Source organism: Komagataeibacter intermedius TF2, assembly GCF_000964425.1.
Lineage (GTDB): Bacteria > Pseudomonadota > Alphaproteobacteria > Acetobacterales > Acetobacteraceae > Komagataeibacter > Komagataeibacter intermedius.
Genome location: NZ_BANF01000829.1, coordinates 1 through 248 on the forward strand (window position 1 = coordinate 1; position 248 = coordinate 248).

The following is a 248-nucleotide window of genomic DNA, read 5'->3' on the forward strand; positions in this document are numbered from 1 at the left end:
GCATAATCGGGATGGAGAAAGAAATTCCGGGCCAGGATATGGCGGCCAAGCATATACATGAGTGCTGTCTGGCGGTTGGCCGCGGGAGAGCCGGATGGTGCCACCTCGGCAAGATCGAGAACGATCACGCGCGCGTCCCCCATATCCAGCCTTGTCGGGGACGCCAGCATGGGAAAATTCTTGATCACGTTCATGATGTAGCGATCAAACGTGTCGATCAGGCTTTCACCAGTTTCCAGGGTGATCTT

General features: G+C 55.6%; 1 protein-coding gene. It reads right to left on the reverse strand.

What is annotated here, in order from left to right:
• Nucleotides 1–248, reverse strand: a 248-nt coding sequence (locus tag B7449_RS19355) for a hypothetical protein (RefSeq protein ID WP_048884128.1), incomplete at both ends; no start/stop codon positions are given.